The organism is Kitasatospora sp. NPDC047058 (genome assembly GCF_040643935.1).
GTDB lineage: Bacteria > Actinomycetota > Actinomycetes > Streptomycetales > Streptomycetaceae > Kitasatospora.
The window spans coordinates 22,302-29,427 of record NZ_JBEYVJ010000075.1 but is presented as its reverse complement, the minus strand read 5'-3'; the positions used below and the strand labels follow the sequence as shown (position 1 = coordinate 29,427).

General features: G+C 73.1%; 5 protein-coding genes. All 5 read left to right on the top strand.

What is annotated here, in order from left to right; translation table 11 throughout:
• Positions 1-1,215: iron uptake transporter deferrochelatase/peroxidase subunit (gene efeB / locus ABZ885_RS14755; RefSeq protein ID WP_360187657.1), on the top strand; the 1,215-nt coding region annotated here is incomplete at its 5' end.
• A gap of 189 nt (positions 1,216-1,404) precedes the next feature.
• Entirely contained in the window at positions 1,405-2,340 is a 936-nt protein-coding gene (gene pheA / locus ABZ885_RS14750; protein ID WP_360187655.1) for a prephenate dehydratase, read from the top strand.
• Positions 2,341-2,865: 525 nt separating this feature from the next.
• Complete coding sequence (gene serS / locus ABZ885_RS14745; RefSeq protein ID WP_360187654.1) at positions 2,866-4,140, top strand: serine--tRNA ligase; 1,275 nt, start codon at positions 2,866-2,868, stop codon at positions 4,138-4,140.
• 91 nt (positions 4,141-4,231) lie between these two features.
• Positions 4,232-5,080 (top strand): HAD family hydrolase, encoded by an 849-nt coding sequence (locus ABZ885_RS14740; protein WP_360187652.1) that lies wholly within the window; start codon positions 4,232-4,234, stop codon positions 5,078-5,080.
• A gap of 234 nt (positions 5,081-5,314) precedes the next feature.
• Positions 5,315-7,063: an LCP family protein gene (locus ABZ885_RS14735; protein WP_360187651.1), complete on the top strand. Its 1,749-nt coding sequence runs from the start codon at positions 5,315-5,317 to the stop codon at positions 7,061-7,063.
• Positions 7,064-7,126 lie beyond the last annotated feature (63 nt).

Sequence of the window (7,126 nt, the reverse complement as noted above, 5' to 3'; positions counted from 1 at the left end):
GGCACTTGCTCCGACCGCGGCGGGCCCGCGCGCCGGCGCGGGGGCGGCGGAACCTCCGGGGCCGGCCCGCCCCCGGCCCCGGCGGCCGCTCCCGCCCCCGGCCCGGCCGGTGCGCTCGGCACGGCCTGGCGACGGTTCCACGGGGAACATCAGGCCGGCATCCTCGATCCGCAGCAGGCCAGGGTCCAGCTGGCAGCCTTCGACCTCGCCGCCGGGGCCGGCCGGGACGCCCTGCGGGCGCTGCTGCAGCGCTGGTCCCGGACGGCCGCCCGGCTGACCGTCGGCGAGCCGGCCGAGGAGTTCGAGAACCAGGTCGCGCTGGACGCCGGCCCCTGCTCGCTCACCGTCACCTTCGGCTTCGGCGCCACCCTGTTCGACAAGACCGGGCTGGCCGACCGCCGCCCGGCCGCGCTGGAGCCGCTGCCCGCCTTCCCGGCGGACGCCCTCGACCAGGCCCGCGGCGACGGCGACCTGTTCGTCCAGATCGGCGCCGACGACGCCCTGGTCGCCGTCCACGCCCTGCGGGTGCTGCAGCGGCAGGCGGCTGGCACCGCGGCGCTGCGCTGGCAGTCGGCCGGCTTCGCCCGCACCCCCGGCGCCACCCCGCAGCCCATGACCGGACGCAACCTGATGGGTCAGATCGACGGCACCAACAACCCCAAGCCGGGCGAGGACGGCTTCGCCGGCAAGGTGTTCTGCGCCCCCGGCGGCGACCAGCCGGCCTGGCTGGCGGGCGGCTCGTACCTGGTGTTCCGGCGGATCCGGATGCTGCTGGACAACTGGGAGGCACTGCCGCAGGACCGCCAGGAACGGGTGATCGGACGGCGGAAGTCGGACGGCGCCCCGCTCTCGGCACCCGCCTCGGGCGGCGAGTCCACCCCGGTCGACCTGGCCGCACAGGGCCCGGACGGCTCGCTGGCGATCCCGGCCGACGCGCACATCCGGGTCGCGGCGCCGGCCGCCAACGGCGGGGCGGCCATGCTGCGGCGCGGCTTCTCGTACCACGACGGCCTGCTCGCCGACGGCTCCCCGGACGCCGGACTGCTCTTCCTCGCCTTCCAGGCCGACCCCCGCAAGGGCTTCACCCCGGTGCAGCGCAAGCTCTCCCGGGGCGACGGCCTCTCCCGCTTCCTGCGGCACGAGGCGAGCGGCCTGTACGCCGTCCCGCCGGGCGCCCCGGAGGGCGGGTACGTCGGGCAGACGCTGCTGGAGTAGCCCCCGTCCGGCGGCGGGCCGTAACACGTCCCCGGCCCGAATCCCAGCGGTTCGGCAGAGAACTGCCCACTGGACGGAACGCCGCCGGGCGTGCGCGGCGGAGTCGTTAAGGTGGCTAACCCGGTGACCACCCGGTCACCCGGACACTCTTCGTTCACTCGGTACCCCCCACCCCCTTGGAGGCGCGGCATGTCGGCGACCCGCTACACCTACCTCGGCCCGGCGGGCACCTTCACCGAGGCCGCGCTGCGCACCCTGCCCGAGGCGGCGACCCGGGAGCTGGTCCCGCTCGCCTCGGTCCCGCTGGTGCTGGACGCGGTGCGGGCCGGGGAGGCGTCGGGCGCGTTCGTCCCGGTCGAGAACTCGGTCGAGGGCGCCGTCACCGCGACCAACGACGAGCTCGCCTCCGGCACCCCGCTGATGATCTACCGCGAGGTGCTGCTGCCGATCTCCTTCGCGCTGCTGGTCCGGCCCGGGACGGAGCTCGCCGACATCAAGACGGTGACCAGCCACCCGGTGGCCCAGCCGCAGGTGCGCCGCTGGCTGGCCGCCAACCTGCCGGACGCGCGCTGGGAGTCCTCCGCCTCCAACGCCGACGGCGCCCGGCTGGTGGCCGAGGGCCGGTTCGACGGCGCGTTCGCGGGCGAGTTCGCGGCGCCGATCTACGGCCTGGACCCGCTGGTCAAGGACATCGCCGACGCGGCCACCGCGACCACCCGGTTCATCCTGGTCGGCCGGCCCGGGCGGGTCTCCTCACCGACCGGCGCGGACAAGACCTCGATGGTGGTGTGGCTGCCGGACGACCACCCGGGTGCGCTGCTGGAGCTGCTCCAGGAGTTCGCGGTGCGCGGGGTCAACCTGATGCGGATCGAGTCCCGGCCGACCGGCGAGGGGCTGGGCAACTACTGCTTCCTCATCGACTGCGAGGGACACCTCACCGACCGCCGGGTGAGCGAGGCGCTGATGGGCCTCAAGCGGATCTGCCCGCAGGTGCGCTTCCTCGGTTCCTATCCGCGGGCCGACCAGCAGGCCTCCGCGTACCAGCGGCCGGGCACCTCGGACGCCGATTTCACCGAGGCGGCCGACTGGCTCTCCCGCTGCCTCGACGGTCGCGGCGACGTCTGAGGGCCGGGGCGACATCTGCTCGCCGGCTTTTGTCCGCCTGACCTTTTCCGACCGTTTTCGACCGGGCCCGGACGGCGGGGCGGGTGACCGCACCCGTCGTCCACAGGGCCCCTGCCGCCGGAACCGGCTGTCCACAGGGGCGTCCGCTGTCCACAGCCCGGAGTTATCCACAGACCTGGGGACGAGTCGACAAACCGGTATAGCCACTGCAGGTTTCGGTCGGATCATCGGTTAGCGTCGCAGAGATGACTAATCGGGCCAGAGTCACCCGTGTGCCAGCAAATCACCCGTCCGAGTGCTTCAATTCCCTCACTCGGGAAGGTCAAATGAGGTTTGAAACCTCAATTCCGCGGTTCCGCGCGTCACCCCTCCCGGGAGCCCGACCGTCCACAGCCCACCGGGGCCGCCTGTGGATAACCTCACACCGGATCGTCCCCCGCACCGGTTATCCACAGGCTCCGGGGAGTTATCCCCAGGGGAAAACCCGTAACGGTGGAAGGGCCCCCGCCCGGTAGGCTTGGGCCCGTGATTGACCTTCGCCTGCTCCGTGAGGACCCTGACCGAGTGCGCGCCTCGCAGCGCGTCCGTGGCGAGGACGTCGACCTGGTCGACGCCCTCCTCTCCGCCGACGAGCGGCGCCGGTCCTCGGGCAGTCGCTTCGACGAACTCCGCAACGAGCAGAAGACGCTCGGCAAGCTGGTCGCCAAGGCCCAGGGCGACGAGAAGGCCGCCCTGCTCCAGCGCACCAAGGAGCTGGCCGCCGAGGTCAAGGCCGCCGACGCCGAGCAGGGCGCGGCCAAGGACGAGGCCGAGCGCCTGCTCCGCTCGCTGGCGAACCTCATCGACCCGGCCGCCCCGGTCGGCGGCGAGGAGGACTTCGTCACGCTGGAGGAGATCGGCACCCCGCGCGACTTCGCCGCCGAGGGCTTCGAGCCCCGCGACCACGTCGAGCTGGGGCAGATCCTCGGCGCGATCGACACCGAGCGCGGCGCCAAGGTCGCCGGCGCGCGGTCCTACTACCTGACCGGTGTCGGCGCGCTGCTGGAGCTCGCCCTGGTCAACATGGCCGTCGCCCAGGCCACCGCGGCCGGCTTCATCCCGATGATCACCCCGGCCCTGGTCCGCCCGGCCGCCATGGACGGCACCGGCTTCCTCGGCCAGGCCGCCGAGAACGTGTACTTCCTCGAAGAGGAGGAGCGCTACCTCGTCGGCACCAGCGAGGTCCCGCTCGCGGCGTACCACATGGACGAGATCATCGACGCCGAGAAGCTGCCGCTGCGGTACGCCGGCTACTCGTCCTGCTTCCGCCGCGAGGCCGGCACCTACGGCAAGGACACCCGCGGGATCATCCGCGTCCACCAGTTCGAGAAGGTGGAGATGTTCGTCTACACCTCGCCCGAGGACGCCGAGAACGAGCACCGCCGCCTGCTCCAGTGGGAGAAGGACTTCCTGAACGCCCTGGAGCTGCCGTACCGGGTGATCGACGTCGCCTCCGGCGACCTCGGCTCCTCGGCCGCGCGCAAGTTCGACATCGAGGCGTGGATCCCGACCCAGGGCAAGTACCGCGAGGTCACCTCGACCTCGAACACCACCGAGTACCAGTCCCGCCGGCTCTCCATCCGGATGCGCGAGGAGGGCAAGGTCCGCCCGCTGGCCACGCTGAACGGCACCCTGGTCGCCGTCCCGCGCACCATCGTGGCGATCCTGGAGAACCACCAGCAGGCCGACGGCTCGGTCGTCGTGCCGGAGGCGCTGCGGCCGTACCTCGGCGGGCGCTCCGTCCTGGAGCCCGTCAAGTAGCCGTCCCGGCGGCACCGGACCACCGGTGCCGCCGGCACCTGCACCGCCCGCACCACCGCCCCGAAAGCAACTCCCGGGAGACGCACGGCCCATGAGCAGCCCCAGCCCCAGCCCGGTCTCCCCCGCCGACGGCGGCGGCCTGCCCTTCAAGCTGGTCGCCACCGACCTGGACGGCACGCTGCTGACCAGCGAGGAGACCGTCTCCGGGCGCACCCGCGCCGCGCTGGCCGCGGCCACCGGTGCCGGGGCGCTGCACATCATCGTCACCGGGCGCTCGGCCGCCTGGGCCCGTCCGGTCTTCGACGAGATCGGCTACCACGGGATAGCGGTCTGCGGACAGGGCGCCCAGGTCTACGACGCCGGCGCGCACAAGCTGCTCACCTCGCTCACCCTGGACCGCCGGCTGGCCGCGCTGGCCATCGCCAAGATCGAGGCGGAGACCGGCCCGCTGGCCGTCGCCGCCAACCAGGACGGCCTGGACGGCGAGGTGCTGGCCGGGCCCGGCTACGAACTGCTGATCGGCTCCGACCTGCCGGTGGTCCGGGTCGCCAAGGACGAGCTGTTCCTCGCCCCGCTCAGCAAGCTGTACATCCAGCACCGCGGGCTGACCGACGACCTCCTCGCCGAGACCGCCCGCCGGGTGGCCGGCGACCTGGTCGGCGTGGTGATGGCCGGTGCCGGCATCGTCGAGCTGCTGCCGCTCGGCCTCTCCAAGGCCACCGGGCTGGCCGTCGCCGCCCGCCGGCTGGGCGTCCGGGCCGCCGACACCATCGCCTTCGGGGACATGCCCAACGACGTGCCGATGTTCGGCTGGGCCGCGCACGGCGTCGCGATGGCCAACGCGCACGAGGAACTGCTCGCGGTCGCCGACGAGGTCACCGTCAGCAACGACGAGGACGGCGTCGCCGCCGTGCTGGAGCGGCTCTACCCGGTGTCCTGAGCCGGGATCCGGGGCGCGGCGGGGGCCGTGGCGTCTCCGGCGGACCGGCCACCGGCCGGGTCTCCGGTCGTTCCGGCGGCACCCGGATGCTGACCGTCACAGGAAGAGTTTGTATGCTCCGCTGAAGCTCCGCGTCTCCTGGTGCGGTGCCCCTGTGCGGTGCTCCCGGCGGACCCCGGGCCGTACCCCCGGACCCGGACAGGATTGCTGCATCCGCCGCTGAGAGGTACGCGCATGTCAGGCCAGAGGGACGAGAGCACGTCGGGGGCGGACGGGCGGCGGCGCGCCGACGGCGGTTCGCGCGGCGGTGTGCGCACCGAGCGGCCGGCCGACGCGAGCGGCCGGGTCCCCGCGCCGCGTCCCGGTGGCCGGGCCGAGGCCCGCCGGGCCGCCCAGGGCAAGGGCGGCGGCCGTGGCCGGTCCGACGGCGGCCGCGAGGGCACCGCGGCGGGCGGGCGGGCGGCCGCGCGCAACAGCCGCAAGCCCAAGAAGAACGTCAAGAAGATCGTCGCCTGGTCGGTGGCCGGCGTCCTGGTCCTGCTGGCGGGCACCGGCGGCGTGATCTACTACAAGCTCAACGGCAACATCAAGTCCTTCGACAGCGACGCCATCGCCACCGACCGTCCGCCGGAGGCCCAGGCCGACGCCAACGGCAACAAGCCGGTGAACGTCCTGCTGATCGGCTCGGACTCGCGCGCCGGCAAGAACAGCGACCTCGGCGGCGGCGACGAGGACGGCGCCCGCTCGGACACCACGATCCTGTTGCACGTCTACGCCGACCACAAGCACGCCGTCGGCATCTCGATCCCGCGCGACGCCCTGGTCACCATCCCCCGCTGCAAGCTGCCGAACGGGAAGTGGACCGAGGAGAGGGCCGGGCAGATGTTCAACTCGGCGTTCTCGGTGGGCAACACCGAGGCCGGCAACCCGGCCTGCACGCAGAACACCGTCGAGAAGCTCACCGGCATCCGGGTCGACCACACCATCGAGGTGAACTTCGAGGGCTTCGCGGCGATGACCCAGGCCGTGGACGGGGTCGACGTCTGCCTGCCCAACGACATCTACGAGGGGAACATCAACCCCAACCTGGGCAAGAAGGGCAAGATCGTCCTGCCCAAGGGCAAGCAGAAGGTCTCCGGCCAGAAGGCGCTGGACTACGTCCGGCTCCGGCACGGCATCGGCGACGACTCGGACGTCGGCCGGATGAAGCGGCAGCAGGCGTTCCTCGCCTCGATGATGGCCAAGGTCAAGGGCGAGGGCCTGAGCCCGACCACGCTGCTGCCGCTGGCCGACGCGGCCACCAAGTCGATGACGGTCGACCCGGGGCTGGACTCGGCCAAGAAGCTGATGGACTTCGCGCTGTCGATGAAGAACATCGACCTGCACGACGTCAAGTTCCTCACCGCGCCCTGGCGCTACAACGGCCCCCGGATCGACCTGGTCCACCCGGCCGTCGACAACCTCTGGAAGACCCTGCTGGCCGACCGGACCATCGACGGCCAGGACGCCACCGGCAAGCAGGACGACGCGCCGCAGACCCCGCCGGCCGCGCCCGAGACGACGCCGGCGGCGCCGCCCGCGCCGGCCCCCGTGGACACCCCGGTCAAGGTCGCGGTCTTCAACGGGACCACCGCCAACGGCCTGGCCGGCAAGGCCGCCGAGACGCTCAAGGCCGCCAAGGTCACCGTCACCGGCGTCGCCACGGCCAAGAACACCAACAAGGCGACCACCACGGTCGAGTACGGCAGCGGGCAGAAGGCCAACGCGGAGAAGGTCGCGGCGCTGTTCCCGGGTGCCACCCTGACGCCGACCTCGGCGGCCGGGATCAGCCTCGTGCTCGGCAAGGACTACGCGGCGGCCAACGCCGCCGCCGCCCCCGCCGCGGGCGGCGCCCCGGCGGCGCCGGCCCCGCTGCCCTCCGAGGTGGTCAGCGAGGCCCGCTCGGCCGACGACGACATCTGCAGCAACGTCTCCTACGGCTGAGCGGGCCCCCGGCCCGCACGACACCGGGCCCCACGGCACCGGGCCCCACGGCACCGGCCCCGG